Source organism: Kosakonia sp. PSU_27 (assembly GCF_039409795.1).
In the GTDB taxonomy this organism is placed as follows: Bacteria; Pseudomonadota; Gammaproteobacteria; order Enterobacterales; family Enterobacteriaceae; genus Kosakonia.
Genome location: NZ_JBCIVK010000003.1, coordinates 195,911 through 210,262, shown reverse-complemented (window position 1 = coordinate 210,262; position 14,352 = coordinate 195,911). Strand labels below are relative to the sequence as shown.

Here is a 14,352-nt window from a genome sequence, read left to right as displayed (position 1 = left end):
TATGATGAAATTACCTAACAAAATGACCACCGAAGAATTAGCGGAGTTTCTCGGCGTCGCCAGACAGACGGTAAATCGTTGGATCCGCCAGCAAGGTTGGACAACAGAACCGTTACCCGGTGTAAAAGGCGGTCGAGCCAGGCTGATTCACATTACGAAAGAGGTGCGCAGTTTCATTATGAAAACGCCCTCTATGCGCCATCATAATTCTTCCTATTCTATTGCCGAACCCGCGCCTGTTTACGCCAGCGGAAATAGCGCGCTGCATGAAATTATCAAAGTACTGCAAAATATGACCGCAGAGGAACAAAAACAGCTTTCGACGCTGCTGGCGCGCGAAGGTATTAGCGGGCTTTTAAGCCGTTTAGGCATTGAGAAAACGCTGGCAGAATAAAAAAACGGCCTTATGCAGGCCGATTTTTTATCTGTTTTCCATCAATGGGTATGCTGATGATTCTCCCGCCGGTACGCACCCGGCGGCAGATTAAAGGTGCGGGTAAAGATGCGCGTAAACGTCTGCTGCGAATCAAAACCGTACTTCAGGCAAATGTCGTAAACCTTCTGATCGGTATTACGTAAATCGCGCGCAGCGAGAGATAATTTGCGCGTGCGAATATAGCGCCCCAGACTCTCCCCTTTATAGTGCAAGAAAAGCCGTTGCAGATGCCATTTGGAATAGCCCGCATGCGCTGCAATATCATCAATACGTAATGGTTGATGGAGATTGTCGTCGATCCACTCGACGATGGTGTCGATAACCTGAGCGGAAATAGTCATACTGCGATCCCCCTCTGCTCTTCGATTAATAAACGGGTTTATTCCCACCAGGCGCGGAAAACTTGCGCAGTGTCAGCCGCAAGCACCGGTTCGCCCAGCCTCGGTGTCAGTAAGCGATAGCTTTTGTCCCGGCTTGCTGCCGCCAGCCGTTTGTACGGATCGTCCCAGGTATGTTTTGCCAACACAAAACGCCCCGCATGGCCCGGCAGAACCGCGCGAGCATTAAGTTCCTGCGCTGCCAGCGCAGTCTCTTCCGGCATCATATGAATGTACTTCCAGTCTTCGTCGTACTGACCATTTTCCATAATCGCCAGGTCAACCACGCCAAACTGTTCACCAATCGCTTTGAAATGCGGGCCATAGCCGCTATCGCCGCTGTAATAAACGTTTTGCGTGGCAGTAGTGAACATAAAGCTGGCCCATAATGTCTGATTACGTTTCAGACCGCGCCCGGAAAAGTGGCGCGCGGGTAAAACGTGCACAGCCAAATCGTCGCTCACCACCACTTTCTGCTGCCAGTCCGCTTCCTGAATGATTGCCGGATCCATTCCCCAGTAACGCAGGTGCGAGCCCACACCGAGCGGCGTCACCACTTTTTTGATTTTCGGCATCAGCGCCTTGATAGTGGCGTAATCCAGGTGGTCATAGTGATCGTGCGAAATAATCAGCAGATCGATCTCCGGCATATTTTGCGCCGTCCAGAGATCGTTACCGGCAAACGCCTTATTGAGAAATGAAAATGGCGCCGCGTAATTACTCAGGATCGGATCGATCAGAATGCGCTTGCCCGCCAGTTGCAAATACCAGGACGAATGCCCCATCCACACCAGCGTATCCTGTTCAAGCGGCAGGCTGGCCAGATCAGTGTTCACCGTCGGTAACGGTTGCTGTGGACGCGCGTTCTCGCGTTTAGTGACCAGAAAATCCCACCATGCTGCCAGCATATTTTTCTTTCCGGTAAAACCGGGAGTCGGCAACTGGTTTTGAAACTTCCCGTCACGATAATGCGGTGATTTTTCGACTTCAGTAAGCTGTTCGCCCTGCGGGAGTTGGCCAAATCCGGCATTCAGAACAAAAGGTAAACTTGCGGCAGAGGCAACGAGCATAACAAGAACCACGCTGAAAATGAGACGCTTCATATCCTGACCCGACAAAATCGATCCATTCCGTAGATACGACGCTGGTTAAACTTGATTATGAGTGAGTAAGCACTCATTATAGAAAACAACACTCAACCGTCAAGATCATTTTTTTTCTATGACATTCGACGTTGCAGCGTTACAGAGGGCATGTTTCAATCGTGGTTTTTACAATGTGAGAGGAAAAGTGTAGTGGCTCGTCCAAAGAGTGAAGATAAAAAACTGGCGTTACTGGAAGCGGCTACCGAAGCCATTGCACAGTCGGGGATTGCTGCCTCCACCGCGTTAATCGCCCGCAATGCGGGTGTTGCGGAAGGGACGCTGTTTCGCTACTTCGCCACCAAAGACGATCTGCTCAACGCACTTTACCTGCATCTGAAAAGCGATCTGTGCGGCACCATGCTGGCGAATATCGATCTCTCGATCAACGACTCCAGACACCACACGCAATGCATCTGGAACAGCTATATCGACTGGGGCATCCGCCACCCGAATGGCCACTGCGCCGTACGCCAGATTGCTGTCAGCGACAAACTCACCGACGCAACCCGCCAGCAAGTCGCGGAAATTTTTCCGGAGCTGCATGAGTTATGCCATCGTTCGGTACGGCCGGTGTTTCTGACCGATGAATACTCCCCTTTTGGCGATGCGATTTTCCTGTCGATGGCGGACACCACGATCACTTTCGCCAGCCGGGATGCTTCTCGCATCACCGAGTTTAAGCGCCTTGGCTTCGAAGCCATGTGGCGTGCGCTGGCCATTGAGGAAAATAATGGACAGTAAAACCCTGCAAGCGAGCGCGCACCGTATTGCGCTCGAACTGCCCTTCACCGAACATTGCTGGCCGTTTGGCCCGGAACATGACGTGTTCAAAGTGTGCGGGAAGATTTTTATGATGACCACCACCGCGCACGGCAGGCCGATGGTGACGATGAAAGCCGAGCCGCAAAAATCGCTGCTCAACCAGCAGATCTACCCCAGCATTGAGCCGGGGTATCACATGAACAAAAAACACTGGATTTCGGTATTCGCTGGCGATGACATCGACGAATCGCTGCTCGCTTTCCTGATTCAGGAATCATGGAACCGCGTGGTCGACGGCTTGCCGCGCAAAGATCAAAAACGTCTGCGCCCTTAAGCGTTTTCCGCCAGCCAGTTCAACGCCTTTTCACCGGCCTCATCCACCGGCAGATAAACCAGCAGCCGCGAGCCGTTACGCGGTGCTGAGTACCAGTACATTTGCTGAAGTGAAAACTCGCCTAACTGCGGATGGTTAAAGATTTTTACCTTATTTTCCACACCGCGCACGTCCAGATGCTTGCGCCACAACGCTTCAAATTCCGCAGAAGCCGCACAAAACCGCGCCAGCTTCGCTTCCCACACCGCATCGCCCCGGTGCTCGGCCATGGCCGCGCGGAAATAGGCGACAAAGGTCTGTAACACGCTCTCATCATAGCCGAGCCGGGTACGCCATTGCGGGTGGGTGAGATAAAGATAAATACAGTTGCGATCATCGTCGGGGATTTCGCTGAAATTAACCCCCATCAGGCGCTCAAAACCGGCGTTCCACGCCACAATGTCAAAGTTGGTTTTCTGAATACTGGCCGGTTGCGGCAGCAGGCTATCCAGCAAACGCCGGGTGCCTTCACTGATGCCTTCACATTGCGGCGTATTCAGCGCTTCCGTTGGCGTTAGCCCGGCCAGCAAAAACAGATGGCGGGTTTCCGTTGGCGAACACTGCAAAGCAGCGGCAATCGCCTGCAACACGGTAGCGGAGGGATTGACATCCCTGCCCTGTTCGAGCCAGGTATACCAGGTGACACCCACATCCGCCAGCAGCGCCACCTCTTCACGCCGCAGCCCCGGCGTGCGCCGACGCGTACTGCGCGGCAGCCCCAGCCGCTGCGGATCGAGGCTTTCCCGCCGCGCACGTAAAAACGCACCAAGCTGTTTGCGGTTCTCATCGAGCACCGTCAGTTCCGGGATCTTTTCGACCATCGTCGTCATAACCATCTCCAGCATGGTAGTGCCAGTACCAGTATAGGCAAGAACTGGTACCCGTTTTTCTGTTAAGCGATGCTACGTCCATCCGATGAATGACGCAATGGAGTTCCCATGAAAACGTCTGCTGTTTCTCCGGGCCGGGCAGGCCTGATCCTTCTGCTGACCGGGCAGATGCTGCCATTGATTGACACCTCAATTACCAATGTCGCGCTCGACTCCATCACCCTGTCGCTGCACACCACCGCCACACAGCTGGCGCTGATTGTCGCGCTGTACGGCGTGGCTTTCGCCGTCTGTCTGGCGATGGGCAGTAAACTGGGGGATAACCTCGGTCGCCGGCGTGTGTTTCTATGGGGCGTTGCCCTGTTTGGTATCGCTTCGCTGTTGTGCGGGCTGGCAAATTCGGTCTCCGCATTGCTTGGCGCGCGAACACTGCAAGGCATGGGTGCGGCGTTGATTGTGCCGCAGATCCTCGCAACGTTGCATGTCACGCTAAAAGGCACAGCCCACGCGCGCGCCATCAGTCTCTACGGCGGTATTGGCGGCGTGGCGTTTATCATCGGGCAGATGGGCGGCGGCTGGCTGGTCTCAACCGATATCGCCGGTCTTGGCTGGCGTAACGCCTTTTTTATCAATGTGCCCATTTGCCTTCTGGTGCTGGCGCTCAGCCGCCGCTATGTGCCGGAAACGCAAAACGAAACGCGCACGCGCATTGACTGGCAAGGCACGATCGCCCTTGCGATGATCCTCTGCTGCCTGCTGTTCCCGCTGGCGCTTGGCCCGGAGCTGCACTGGCCGTGGGAAACAAAAGCCGCGCTGCTGGCGCTGATTCCGCTGGCATGGTGGATGCGCACCAGCGCATTAAAACAGCAGCAAGCGGGTTTAATCCCGCTGCTACCGCCACGCTTACTCAAGCTGCACAGCATCCGTTTCGGTCTGCTGATTGCGTTACTGTTCTTTAGCGCGTGGTCGGGTTTTATGTTCTGTATGGCGCTCACGTTGCAAGCCGGAATGGGCATGACGCCGTACCAGTCGGGCAACAGCTTTGTCGCGCTGGGCGTCGCCTATTTTGTCTCTGCCTGGTATGCGCCCAAAATGATTGGTCGCTATACCATGCGTACCATTTTGCTCACCGGGCTGATAATCCAGGTCAGTGGCCTGCTGGCATTAATTGCTACCCTGCAGCTTTCCGGGCGGACGGTGGGTGCGCTGGCGCTCGCGCCGTCTACCGCGCTGATTGGCTATGGCCAGGCGCTGATCGTAAATAGCTTTTACCGCATCGGCATGCGCGATATCACCACCCAGGATGCGGGCGCAGGTAGCGCCCTGCTTAGCACGTTGCAACAAGCGACACTCGGCCTGGGTCCGGCGGTGCTCGGTGGGTTGTTTTTGCATCTTGTCGGCCAGTCGCAAGGCAACTACAGCACGGCGCTGAGTGGTTTTCTGGCAACAGAAGTGGTGATGATGCTGGTACTGGCCGCAGCGGCAGTGAGCGCACGCCATCAACTGGCGCCGCGCTGCCCGGCTAACTCCTGATTCGCGCTATCCGCAGGCGTAAAAAGGGGATAATGTTATCTCCTTGTTAACAAAGGGAGCGCCGTAGTGGAACTTGATATTTACCAGGTGGACGCGTTCAGTACGCGTCCTTTTTCCGGTAACCCGGCAGCGGTATGCATGACACCGCAGGGGCTATCTGCCGCATTAATGCAGCAGATAGCCGAAGAGATGGCGGTATCCGAAACCGCGTTTTTAAACCTTGCGGACAATAACCTGCGCTGGTTTACGCCGCAGGCCGAAGTCGATTTATGCGGCCACGGCACGCTGGCAACCGCACATATTCTGCGCCAGAACGGGCGGCTTGCCGAAGGCGACGCCATCACCTTTCACACCCTTTCCGGCCCGCTGACGGCAACCGCCGCAGCGCAGGGCATTGAGCTTGATTTCCCGCTACTGACGCCGCACATGCAGCCCGAAGCGCCAGCGGAATTACTCAAGGCACTCGGACTGGCGCATGAACAGGTGAGTGGTTACGGTTTGTTCGGCGCGAAGCAACTGGTGGTGGTCGAGGATGCGCAATTAGTTTACGCACTCACGCCTGATTTTGCGGCGCTTCGCGCCGTGCCAGGCCGCGGCGTGGCAGTCACCGCGCCCGGTCAGGATGAGTATGATTGCGTCTCGCGCTACTTCGCCCCGTGGGTGGGTGTGAATGAAGATCCGGTGACCGGCTCTGCGCACTGTGCGCTGGCGGCCTACTGGTCGGCGCGGCTGGGTAAGCGCTCGCTTACCGCCTTCCAGGCCTCACCGCGCGGCGGCGTTTTAGCGCTGGCGCTCAGGGAAAATGGACGCGTGCTGATCGGTGGCGGTGCGCATACGGTGCTGGCCGGCACGTTACGGCTTTGACGGTAGACGCACAATCATCCGCCAGCGGAACCAAATCTGCGCCAGCAGGATCAACACGCCGCCAAGGATTTTTTGCAGCGGTAAGCGCTCACCGTACCAAATCGAAGCGGCAATCACCGTCAGTAAGGGTTCCAGCACCATAATGATGGCAGCGCTGGCGACGGCAGCATATTTTTGCCCTTGCAGCTGCAGGCCAAACCTGAGGCTTGTGGCAATTAAAATGCTCGCCGCCAGCCACATCGCCGTGGTGCTGGTAAAGGGTTGAGTCCAGGACTCAAACAGCGCAGAAATCACCAGCCCGGCAATACCGGTGATTGCAAGCTGTACCGCCGTGAGCGGCAGCAGCGGCACTTCTCTGGCACAGCGGCTGGTGTAGCAAAAATAGATCGACTGCACGAACGCCGTCAGCAAAAACCAGCCCTGGCTGGCATGAAACGTGATGGGCATGTGCAGGCTCAGCAGCGCTAACCCAATAATGGCGACCGGCAAACACTCCCAGTAGGCGCGCGCCGGACGGTTTTTTAGCATCACCCAGGCCACCAGCGGCACAAACAGCATCGACAGGCTCATGATAAATGCCCCCTCGCCCAGCGATGGCGTGGTCGATACCGACCAGATCCACAGACAAAGGTTGAGCGCCATCCATACGCCGCTTATCACCACCTGGCGCACTTTTTCCAGCGCAATGCGTTGCCCGCGGCAAAACGGCAGCAGCACCAGCGCCGCGCCAAAAAAGCGCAGCCCAAGAAAGGCGAAAACCGGCATTCCGCTAATGGCTTCGCGCGAGAAAATCCACCCGCAGGCGGCGATCAGTGTGGTCAGAACCAGAAATAAATCAGCTTGTCGTTGCCGGGTCATGGCAAGGCTCCCTGAGCAATAAAAAAGCCAGCGCGACGGCTGGCGAAATCTTTACACACATCATGCCTGAAATGTCAGGCGCTGGCGCGGGAAATATAACGCCAGTCCATGATTACGCTTTCTGGCGGGCTGTCCGGGTTATCAATGCGGTTCAGCAACAGCCGGACGGCTTCGCGCCCCATCGCCTGTGAAGGTTGCTCGATAGTGCTGAGCGGCGGCGTAACCATTTCTGCCAGTTCAGTGCCATCGAAACCGACCACCGCGATATCCTGCGGCATTGTCAGCCCGGCTTCATGGATCGCCAGCAGCGCCCCGGCGGCCAGCGTATCGGAAACGGCAAACACCGCGTCCGGGCGTTGCGGCGCATTAAGCAGTTGCTGCATCGCGGTTTTCCCGGCGCTGAAACTCAAATCGCGGGCGTACGCCACATTTTCATAGCGCAGGCGTTTTGCCTGTAAACCGCTCCGGTAGCCGCGTTCACGCAGCCGGGCATATTTATAGCTCAGATCGTGGTTAATCATGGCAATGCGCTGGCAGCCGCGCTCAACTAAGCGGTCAATCACGCAGCGGGCGGCGTCGACATCGTTAATGCCCACGCAGGAGACGTCGCCGTTATCGGCGTATTCGGCGCATTGCACCCAGGGCGCGGCGCCAATCATGGTGGACAGCTCCGGCAATTTCGCACACGCATCCATGGTGATGATGCCGTCAACAATCTTGCCCGACAGCAATTTGAGTGCTGAGCGCGAGCGCGCCATGTCCGCACCGGAGTTACACAACAGGATGCGGTACCCGTTTTTTTCCGCCTCTTCTTCGATGCCCTTCACCACTTCGGCGCAAAACGGGTTACCAATGTTAGAGACCAACACCAGAATCATTGAGCTGCGCGCGGTGCGCAACTGGCGGGCTAATAAGTTGGGTTGGTACTGGCACGCCTTGATGGCCTGCAATACGCGTTCACGATTTTTCGGTTTCACGGATTCGCTGTTATTCAGCACACGTGAAACCGTTGCTACGGAAACGCCCGCCATCCTGGCAATTTTCTGAATGGACATAACAACAATATATTCTGCGATTGGCCATAAGATCCGAGGCTATCACAGTTGAGACATAGACATCATCACCCGTCCGGCAGGCCGCAGCCCACCGGATCTGGTAGGGAGTCGCGCGAATTACCCGCGCTTCGGCGTACGACGCAGCAGTTTGAAAGCGACAAACAGGAACACAATCCATACCGGCAGCAACACCGCTGACAGGCGCATATCGTCCATCGTGCACATCAAAACGAGGATCATCAGCATGAAGCCAATGCACAGATAGTTACCCGCCGGAAAGAGCAGCGCTTTAAACTGCGGATCGCGCCCTTTGCGGCGCATCGCCGCGCGGAATTTCAGGTGCGCCAGTGAAATCATGATCCAGTTCAGCAGCAGCGTCGCCACCACCAGCGCCATCAGCATGGCGAAGGCTTTTTGCGGCAGCAGATAGTTAACCAACACCACCAGCGAGGTGATAGCCCCCGAGAGAAACAGCGAATTCACCGGCACACCACGGCGGCTGACGCGCGTCAAAAAGGCCGGCGCGTTGCCCTGTACCGACAAACCAAACAGCATACGGCTATTAGAATAGACACCGCTGTTATACACCGACAGGGACGCCACCAGGATGACGAAATTGAGCGCCGATGCCACCAGATTGCTGTCAAGTTCGTGGAAAATCATCACAAACGGGCTGCTGTTAGCTTTGACGTCAATCCACGGATAGAGCGCCAGTAGCACCACCAGTGAGCCGATATAGAAAAGTAAAATGCGGTACACCACCTGGTTAACCGCTTTCGGAATGGTGGTGTGCGGCTCGCTGGCTTCCGCGGCGGTAATGCCGATCAGCTCCAGGCCGCCAAATGAGAACATAATCACTGCCAGCGCGAGGATAAGCCCGTGCCAGCCGGTGGCGAAAAAGCCGTTATAGCGCCAGAGGTTATCGAAGCTGGCGCGCTCACCGCCGTGGCCGGTAAACAGCATCCACAAGCCAAAGCCAATCATGCCGATAATTGCCAGCACTTTAATCAGCGCAAACCAGAACTCGGTTTCGCCGTACAAGCGCACATTGACGAGGTTGACGGCGTTGATGATGACAAAGAAAGCGGCGGCCCAAATCCAGGTCGGCACGTCCGGGAACCAGTACTGCATGTAGATACCGGCGGCGGTCAGTTCCGCCATTCCCACCAGCACAAACATCGCCCAGTAGTTCCAGCCAGAGAGGAAACCGGCGAACGGTCCCCAGTATTTGTAGGCGAAATGGGAAAATGAACCGGACACCGGCTCTTCAACCACCATTTCACCGAGCTGGCGCATAATCAGAAAAGCGATAACCCCGGCAATGCCGTAGCCCAGTAACACGGCAGGCCCGGCCATCTGGATCGCGGGGCCAATACCCAGAAAAAGCCCGGTGCCGATCGCGCCGCCCAGCGCAATCAGCTGAATGTGACGGTTTTTTAAACCTCGTTGTAGTGCTGGCCCTGCTTCCGACGTGGCATCGGTGCTGCTTCCCGCCGCCTGTGACGCGTTTTTCACGTCCTTCCCCTTTGTGGTTTCATTTAAAGGGGCACCTTTTAACATCTCCGCTGTGGGCTGGCAAGAAATCAACCCTGAGCGGCAAAGCGCAAAACGGCCGGTTGCGTTTAAACCGTCAGGATTTCAATATTCTCTGCGCGAAAGGCTTGATGCAACGCTTTGCTGAGATCGGTTTCGACCACCAGCACATCAATCTGCTGGCTGGCGGCAACAATGTAGCGGGCCACGCCCGGGATCTTATTTGCCGTTAAGGCCACCACCACCTGGTTGCTTTGGGCGATCACCGCCTTTTTAAATTCGCAGTCGGCGTAATCAAACCCGGTCAGCCCCATCTCCGGCGACATCGCGCAGCCGCCGATAAACGCCTGATCGAAAATGATCCCATTAAGCTGGCTGATGGCCGGGCCGCTCACGCAACCGCCGGTGCTGCGCTGCACCAGTCCGCCCAGCATAATCACGTCGCAATGCGGATGTTTACTCGCGGCAACGGCGATTTCCGGTGAATTCGTCACTACCGTCAGGTTTAGCGCTGGCGGCAATGCTTTCGCCAGCTCAAGATTGGTAGTGCCGGTATCGATAAATACGCAGGTACCAGGTTTGAGCAGCTGCACGCAGCGCTGCGCGAGGAGGTTTTTTTTTGCCCGGTCCTGCTCTTTCCTTTCCGTAAAACTCCCGGCGGTTGCCAGCTGCAACACCGCGCCGCCATACACCTTTTTGCAGATCCCCGCTTTACTCAGCTCCTGCAAATCCCGGCGAATGGTGTGCTCTGAAACCTGTAATTCAACGGCTAACTCCGCACAGACTACCCGTCCCTGCGTCTGCAGACGCTGGCGGATCAGATCTTGTCGTTGATCGGGGAAAGCTGCATAATCGAGCATAAATCCTCTTTATAAAACTCACATAGAGCAACAATGAGCATAATCGTGCAAATGAATTACGCTGTCAATTCACATCCCCTACGCCCTGGAGGTCACCTTGAACATTGCCCATGTCGCACTCTGGACACGCCATCTCGACGAACAGCGCGCATTCTGGCGCGACTTTTTTTCCGCCACCAGCAATGAGAAATATGTCAGTCAAAACCGCCCCGGTTTTGCATCCTATTTTATGTCGCTGCACAACGGGCCAACCATTGAACTTATGACCGTGCCGGAGCTGGCTGATGCGCCAAACGCCGCAGAGTTTGTCGGCTGGGCGCATATCGCTATTCATGTCGGAGATGTCGGGGCGGTGGATAAGATGGCGGAAAAAGCCCGTCAGCAGGGCCGGTTAGCCAGCGCCGCGCGGTGGACGGGGGATGGTTTTTACGAAGCCGTGATTCTGGATCCGGATAATAACCGTATTGAACTGGTTGCCGGCTAAAAAAGGCAGGGAGCCTGTTGCCAGACTCCCTGTTCAGGTTACGCGTCGAGGCGGAACTGATGCACCGTCTGCGCCAGTTGCTGCGCCTGATCTTCAAGTGACGTTGCCGCCGCGGCCATTTGCTGCACCAGCGAGGCGTTTTGTTGCGTGACCCCGTCCATTTCATTGACGGCAATTGTCACCTGGCTAATGCCTTTGGCCTGCTCATCCGAGGCGCTGACAATCTCATTGATGATGGTCTGCACGGAATTCACCGCCTGCGTCATCTCCTGCATGGTGTGACCGGCATCATTCACCAGTTGCACCCCGGCTTCGACGCGTTTGCCGGACTCCTCAATCAACGCACCGATATCTTTCACCGCATCGGCGCTGCGCTGCGCCAGGTTGCGCACTTCAGACGCCACCACCGCAAAACCACGCCCTTGCTCACCGGCACGCGCCGCCTCTACCGCGGCGTTCAACGCCAGGATATTAGTCTGGAAAGCAATGCTGTTAATGATCGCCGTGATATCGCCGATTTTTTTCGCACTGTCGTCAATTTTCGCCATCGTTTCGACCACCTGGCCGACCAGCGTTTCACCCCGGCTGGCAATCTGCGTGGCATTGGCAGTCAGCGCCGTCGCCTGGTGGGCGTTGGCGGCGTTATGTTTCACCGTGGCGCTAAACTGCTCCATACTGGCGGCGGTCTGTTCCAGCGCCGCGGCCTGCTGTTCAGTACGCGAAGAGAGGTTAATGTTGCCGCTGACAATCTCCCCGGCTCCCTGACGCACCGAGTCACTGGCTTCTTTGATCTGCCCGACAATCTGCCGTAACTGCGCCTGCATGGTATGCAGGGCATAGAACAGGCTGCTGCGATCGTTACCTTTCACCGGGATGGCGTTATCGAGTTTGCCGTCCGCGACCGCCAGCGCGATATTCGCCCCTTCCAGCGGTTCGCCACCAATCGGCTTCAACACTTTACGGCTGAAGATCAGGCCGAGCAGCGCACACACCAACAGGATGCTGATAACCCCCAGAACAATGGCGTACATCAGTTGACGGTTGGCCGCCGCCATCACCGAACTCACCGGCGCAACGACGCCGAGATACCAGTTATCGGTACTGTTGCCAATAGAGACTGGCTGCCAGGTGATCAGCGCTTTTTCGCCGAGGATCGGATCATCTTGTTCCACGACTTTACTGGTGAAGCCCTCTGTTTTACCCGGGTAAGGCTTACTGGTCAGGTTTTTATCCGGGTAAGAAATCACCTTTCCGGCGGTAGAGAGCAGCACCGCATAGCCGCCCCCTTCCCACGGTTTGATCTGATTCACTTTCTGCTGCAATGAGGCCAGCGAAATATCCGATGTCACAACCGCATGCAGTTTGCCACCACTGACAATCGGTGCCGCCACTGAGGTCAGCAGCGTCGGCACGCCGTTATAGGCGTAGCTGTAAGGCTCAATTAACGTGTCTTTCTGGCTTTTTTGCGGCAGCAGATAGTAATCACCCTGGCCTGGCGTAAAGATCGAGATCAGCGGGTGGAGCTTAAAATTACCGGATTGATCGTGGTCGACAAAAAAGGCATAGCGGCCTTTCGGTGCCTGATCGGGTTTGTCGGCGAACTCTGCATCGCGACCGTCAAAGGCGTTTTCTTCAAAAATAACCGAGATAGAGAGATAGTCCGGATTATCGCGCAGGGCGGAGATCAGCAGTTTATCTGCCGCCTGGCGGTCAGTGATCCCGGCTTCTGGCAAGGCAATCATGCTGTGACCGAGGTTATGCGCCACATCGCGGGCATAGTTCAGTTGTTGCTGGATAGTCAGCGCCTGGCTTTCCGCAATTTTTTGCAGATATTGTTCGGCGAGGTGTTTTTGTTCACTGCTGGACTGCCAGCTCAGTACCCCGATAGTTACCACAAAACCGAGGGTGATGGTGATGGCCCCCGTCAGCAACATTTGCGCGCGGGTGCTCATTTTTTTGGTCACACGTTCTCTGGCCATTACGGCTCTCCTGGAGTCAGCCTTTACGTCATCTTCCTTTCAGCACGAACTCCCTGTGAGATCTCTATCGGCGGTTATTTTTTGATCTTTAATTGTTGGCGAATGTGTTATTGCGCGGTAAAAACGCTTCTTAAAGCGAGAAACAGCAGCCTGTACAGGCCAATGAATGTAGTGGCAGTTAACCAATCGGTCACTGTGGCTTACTGCAGAACTTTACGCTGAGGACGCGAGAGATCACGATTTCGATTAAGGCGCAAGAGAGGCAGCCCCGACAGCACGCCAGGGCGGGAAGGATTAGCCGCGATCGTCTTTCGGGCCGAGGAAATAAAAACCAAACGGCAACGATCCAATGATGGTGAACATCAGGCTGTAGATAGCAACCCATGCGCCCTGCATGATAAACATCGTTACCGTCCAGGATTCCATCGGCAAATTGTACTGATCTTCAACGCCCTCGAAGGTCACTTTCGAAATGACGCTGACGGCAACCAGGAATACAATCACCACCGCAATGATAAATTTTTTCCCCTCGCGGGTACGTAATTTTTCCAGCATACAAACCTCCTGTCATGTGGCTTTTCTGTGCCGCGAGTGTAACCGATCTGCTGCCTGGTTGTTGTGAAAAATCAGGAAAAAGGCCATTTGCGCGAAACCATAACAAGCCCTGTCGAGCCCCTGATATTGCTGCTTTAGCCATTAACACGGAGAAAACAATGAGTAAGGAAATCCCGATACGCTGCTTTTCGATAGCCCTGTTTGTGCTGTGCAACTCCGCAGCGGGCTGGCGCGTTCTGCTGCTTAAACGCAGTGGTAAAATGCTTAACGGCCTGTGGTGCCAGATTGCAGGCGGCATTGAACACGGTGAAACGGCCTGGCAAACCGCACTGCGTGAAGCTCAGGAAGAGACAGGCTTGCAGCTTAGCGAACTCTATTCCGCCGACTGCTGCGAGCAGTTTTACGAAGCGCACCGCGACGCCATCACCGTCGTGCCGGTGTTTGTTGCGTACGTCGATGAAGCCTGCGAGATAACGCTTAACCACGAGCACAGCGAATACCGTTGGGTCAGCTTTGCCGATGCCCACGAATTGCTCACTTTTCCAGGCCAGCGCAAAACACTCGACTGGGTAAAAACGCATTTCGCGGATAGCGCGCCCTCGCCGCTGCTAAAAATGCCTTCCACGCTTTAAACGCGCCATTTTTATACTATTTTTATCGCCGCGTATTTCCTTTTTACGCGGCGTTTATATCAAAATAAAAAGCGCT

The 14,352-nt window shown here is 55.6% G+C and carries 16 protein-coding genes; 7 read left to right on the top strand and 9 right to left on the bottom strand.

From position 1 onward, the window contains the following. Position 1 precedes the first annotated feature (1 nt). Positions 2-394 (top strand): YfeC-like transcriptional regulator, encoded by a 393-nt coding sequence (locus tag AAIG26_RS07945; RefSeq protein ID WP_020454606.1) that lies wholly within the window; start codon positions 2-4, stop codon positions 392-394. Positions 395-435: 41 nt separating this feature from the next. Here the strand turns inward: AAIG26_RS07945 and AAIG26_RS07940 are convergent, their stop codons facing one another. Together AAIG26_RS07940 and AAIG26_RS07935 are read right to left on the bottom strand one after the other, a co-directional pair. After that, the gene (locus AAIG26_RS07940; protein WP_045513916.1) at positions 436-777 is read right to left on the bottom strand and encodes a RamA family antibiotic efflux transcriptional regulator; all 342 of its coding nucleotides are present in this window, start codon (positions 775-777) and stop codon (positions 436-438) included. Between the two features lie 38 nt (positions 778-815). Further along, a complete protein-coding gene (locus AAIG26_RS07935; protein ID WP_170956388.1) occupies positions 816-1,931 on the bottom strand; it encodes an MBL fold metallo-hydrolase in 1,116 nt (371 codons plus the stop codon). A gap of 177 nt (positions 1,932-2,108) precedes the next feature. On the opposite strand from AAIG26_RS07935, the gene AAIG26_RS07930 reads away from it, so the two are divergent. Then, the gene (locus AAIG26_RS07930; protein WP_045513910.1) at positions 2,109-2,699 is read left to right on the top strand and encodes a TetR/AcrR family transcriptional regulator; all 591 of its coding nucleotides are present in this window, start codon (positions 2,109-2,111) and stop codon (positions 2,697-2,699) included. Beyond that, the gene (locus AAIG26_RS07925) at positions 2,689-3,054 is read left to right on the top strand and encodes an MmcQ/YjbR family DNA-binding protein (RefSeq protein WP_020454610.1); all 366 of its coding nucleotides are present in this window, start codon (positions 2,689-2,691) and stop codon (positions 3,052-3,054) included. The genes AAIG26_RS07930 and AAIG26_RS07925 overlap by 11 nt, the downstream gene beginning before the upstream one ends. Here AAIG26_RS07925 and AAIG26_RS07920 read toward each other — a convergent pair. After that, entirely contained in the window at positions 3,051-3,923 is an 873-nt protein-coding gene (locus tag AAIG26_RS07920) for a helix-turn-helix transcriptional regulator (RefSeq protein ID WP_343180420.1), read from the bottom strand. The two genes, AAIG26_RS07925 and AAIG26_RS07920, sit on opposite strands and share 4 nt — an antisense overlap. Positions 3,924-4,031: 108 nt before the next feature. Here AAIG26_RS07920 and AAIG26_RS07915 point away from each other — a divergent pair, with 108 nt between their 5' ends. Both AAIG26_RS07915 and AAIG26_RS07910 read left to right on the top strand, forming a co-directional pair. Further along, positions 4,032-5,456, top strand: coding sequence for an MFS transporter (locus AAIG26_RS07915; RefSeq protein WP_343180419.1), 1,425 nt, complete (start codon positions 4,032-4,034; stop codon positions 5,454-5,456). A 66-nt stretch (positions 5,457-5,522) separates the two neighbouring features. Next, positions 5,523-6,320, top strand: coding sequence for a PhzF family phenazine biosynthesis protein (locus AAIG26_RS07910; RefSeq protein ID WP_343180418.1), 798 nt, complete (start codon positions 5,523-5,525; stop codon positions 6,318-6,320). Here the strand turns inward: AAIG26_RS07910 and AAIG26_RS07905 are convergent. The 4 genes from AAIG26_RS07905 to AAIG26_RS07890 all read right to left on the bottom strand — a co-directional run bounded on the left by AAIG26_RS07905 (position 6,309) and on the right by AAIG26_RS07890 (position 10,626). After that, complete coding sequence (locus AAIG26_RS07905) at positions 6,309-7,178, bottom strand: DMT family transporter (RefSeq protein WP_343180417.1); 870 nt, start codon at positions 7,176-7,178, stop codon at positions 6,309-6,311. The two genes, AAIG26_RS07910 and AAIG26_RS07905, sit on opposite strands and share 12 nt — an antisense overlap. A 74-nt stretch (positions 7,179-7,252) precedes the next feature. Continuing rightward, positions 7,253-8,233, bottom strand: coding sequence for a LacI family DNA-binding transcriptional regulator (locus AAIG26_RS07900; RefSeq protein ID WP_097407716.1), 981 nt, complete (start codon positions 8,231-8,233; stop codon positions 7,253-7,255). A 117-nt stretch (positions 8,234-8,350) separates the two neighbouring features. After that, positions 8,351-9,748 (bottom strand): phenylalanine transporter, encoded by a 1,398-nt coding sequence (gene pheP / locus AAIG26_RS07895; protein ID WP_097407714.1) that lies wholly within the window; start codon positions 9,746-9,748, stop codon positions 8,351-8,353. Positions 9,749-9,855: 107 nt separating this feature from the next. Beyond that, positions 9,856-10,626, bottom strand: a complete 771-nt coding sequence (locus AAIG26_RS07890; RefSeq protein WP_343180416.1) for a DeoR/GlpR family DNA-binding transcription regulator — start codon at positions 10,624-10,626, stop codon at positions 9,856-9,858. 97 nt (positions 10,627-10,723) lie between these two features. On the opposite strand from AAIG26_RS07890, the gene AAIG26_RS07885 reads away from it, so the two are divergent. Beyond that, entirely contained in the window at positions 10,724-11,110 is a 387-nt protein-coding gene (locus AAIG26_RS07885; protein WP_020454618.1) for a VOC family protein, read from the top strand. A gap of 38 nt (positions 11,111-11,148) precedes the next feature. On the opposite strand, the gene AAIG26_RS07880 is transcribed toward AAIG26_RS07885, so the two are convergent. Together AAIG26_RS07880 and AAIG26_RS07875 are read right to left on the bottom strand one after the other, a co-directional pair. Next, entirely contained in the window at positions 11,149-13,089 is a 1,941-nt protein-coding gene (locus AAIG26_RS07880) for a methyl-accepting chemotaxis protein (RefSeq protein ID WP_045513896.1), read from the bottom strand. Between the two features lie 294 nt (positions 13,090-13,383). Beyond that, the gene (locus tag AAIG26_RS07875) at positions 13,384-13,644 is read right to left on the bottom strand and encodes a DUF2534 family protein (RefSeq protein ID WP_017458690.1); all 261 of its coding nucleotides are present in this window, start codon (positions 13,642-13,644) and stop codon (positions 13,384-13,386) included. Positions 13,645-13,802: 158 nt separating this feature from the next. Between AAIG26_RS07875 and AAIG26_RS07870 the strand changes: the two genes are divergently transcribed. Continuing rightward, positions 13,803-14,276, top strand: a complete 474-nt coding sequence (locus tag AAIG26_RS07870; RefSeq protein ID WP_020454620.1) for an NUDIX domain-containing protein — start codon at positions 13,803-13,805, stop codon at positions 14,274-14,276. Positions 14,277-14,352 lie beyond the last annotated feature (76 nt).

Bases quoted from the DNA above. Each gene is read 5' to 3' on its own strand.
- AAIG26_RS07945 (WP_020454606.1), top strand. From the start codon at position 2: ATGATGAAATTACCTAACAAAATGACCACCGAAGAATTAGCGGAGTTT.
- AAIG26_RS07940 (WP_045513916.1), bottom strand. From the start codon at position 777: ATGACTATTTCCGCTCAGGTTATCGACACCATCGTCGAGTGGATCGAC.
- AAIG26_RS07925 (WP_020454610.1), top strand. From the start codon at position 2,689: ATGGACAGTAAAACCCTGCAAGCGAGCGCGCACCGTATTGCGCTCGAA.
- AAIG26_RS07920 (WP_343180420.1), bottom strand. From the start codon at position 3,923: ATGACGACGATGGTCGAAAAGATCCCGGAACTGACGGTGCTCGATGAG.
- AAIG26_RS07915 (WP_343180419.1), top strand. From the start codon at position 4,032: ATGAAAACGTCTGCTGTTTCTCCGGGCCGGGCAGGCCTGATCCTTCTG.
- AAIG26_RS07905 (WP_343180417.1), bottom strand. From the start codon at position 7,178: ATGACCCGGCAACGACAAGCTGATTTATTTCTGGTTCTGACCACACTG.
- AAIG26_RS07900 (WP_097407716.1), bottom strand. From the start codon at position 8,233: ATGTCCATTCAGAAAATTGCCAGGATGGCGGGCGTTTCCGTAGCAACG.
- AAIG26_RS07890 (WP_343180416.1), bottom strand. From the start codon at position 10,626: ATGCTCGATTATGCAGCTTTCCCCGATCAACGACAAGATCTGATCCGC.
- AAIG26_RS07880 (WP_045513896.1), bottom strand. From the start codon at position 13,089: ATGGCCAGAGAACGTGTGACCAAAAAAATGAGCACCCGCGCGCAAATG.
- AAIG26_RS07875 (WP_017458690.1), bottom strand. From the start codon at position 13,644: ATGCTGGAAAAATTACGTACCCGCGAGGGGAAAAAATTTATCATTGCG.
- AAIG26_RS07870 (WP_020454620.1), top strand. From the start codon at position 13,803: ATGAGTAAGGAAATCCCGATACGCTGCTTTTCGATAGCCCTGTTTGTG.